The sequence below is a fragment of the Microbacterium sp. 4NA327F11 genome (assembly GCF_005503465.1).
Taxonomy (GTDB): domain Bacteria; phylum Actinomycetota; class Actinomycetes; order Actinomycetales; family Microbacteriaceae; genus Microbacterium; species Microbacterium ginsengisoli.
In genome coordinates, this window is sequence record NZ_SCOB01000054.1 from 1 (window position 1) to 1363 (window position 1363).

Genomic DNA, 1363 nt, shown 5'->3' on the forward strand with positions numbered 1-1363 from the left:
GGTGAAGGGGCGGGCGCCGAGCGGGTGGGCATCGGCCACGGCGATCTCGTCGACGATGGTCTCGCCGTTCGCGAGGCGGATCTCCACGCGGCCGCCGAACGCCTTCTCGTCGGGGTCCTCCGAGTGGTAGCGGCGAGTCCACTCGGCGTCCTCAGCGGTGGTGACCTTGTGCCACAGCGCCACCGTGTCAGGGCGGGCCGCGCGCGCCGGCAGGTAGGAGTCGACGTGGTGCCACGCGGCATCCTGCAGTGCGACCGTGAAGATGTAGGGGATCGAGTGGTCGAGGGTCTCGCGGGAGGCCGCAGGGTCGTACTTCTGCGGGTCGTTCGCGCCCGAGCCGATCACGTAGTGCGTGTGGTGGCTGGTGTGCAGCACGATCGCCTCGATGTTCTCGGGGTCGCGCAGCTCGGGCCGCGCGGTGCCGAGCTTGCGGGCGAGGTCGATCCACGCCTGCGCCTGGTACTCGGCGGAGTGCTCCTTCGTGTAGGAGTCGAGGATGGCCCGCTTCGCCTCGCCGCGGTCGGGGAGCGGCACGTCGTAGGCGGCATCCTTCCCGTCGAGGAGCCATGCGATCACGCCGTCCTCGCCCTCGTAGATCGGCGCCGGGCTGGTCTCGCCGCGCATCGCGCGGTCGACTGCCTCGACGGCCATCTTGCCGGCGAAGGCGGGGGCGTGGGCCTTCCACGTGGAGATCTCGCCCTTGCGGGACTGCCGGGTCGCGGTGGTGGTGTGCAGCGCCTGGCCGACGGCCTGGTAGATCGTCTCGACCGGCAGGCCGAGAAGGGTGCCGATGCCGGCCGCAGCGGAGGGGCCGAGATGGGCGACGTGGTCGATCTTGTGCTTGTGCAGCGAGATGGCGCGCACGAGGTCGATCTGGATCTCGTAACCGGTGGCGATGCCGCGCAGCAGCTGTGCACCGGTCGCGCCGACGTGCTGGGCGACGGCGAGGATCGGCGGGATGTTGTCGCCGGGGTGCGAGTACTCGGCGGCGAGGAAGGTGTCGTGGTAGTCGAGCTCGCGCACCGCGACCCCGTTGGCCCAGGCCGCCCACTCGGGGCTCGTCGTGCGCTCGAGGGCGCAGCCGAAGACCGTGGAACCCGGGCCCGACACGGACACCGGGTGATCGAGCGCCTGCTGGCGGGCCGCACTCACCGGCCCGCGGGTGAGGGATGCCGCGGCCACCGCGGCGTTGTCGATGATGCGGTTGATGATCATGTCGGCCACCTCGTCGGTGACAGCGACCGGGTCGGCAGCGACCTCGGCGATCTTCCAGGCGAGTTGGTCGGTGCGGGGAAGCTCCTCGTCGCTGCGGTAGACGCGGACGTGGTGGGTGACGGTCATGCTGCTCCTTGATGGGCGGGGT

The 1363-nt window shown here is 70.9% G+C and carries 1 protein-coding gene; it reads right to left on the bottom strand.

The window, feature by feature from the left end; genetic code table 11:
• Positions 1–1341: MmgE/PrpD family protein (locus FFS51_RS14570; RefSeq protein ID WP_137878789.1), on the bottom strand; the 1341-nt coding region annotated here is incomplete at its 3' end.
• Positions 1342–1363: the final 22 nt, after the last annotated feature.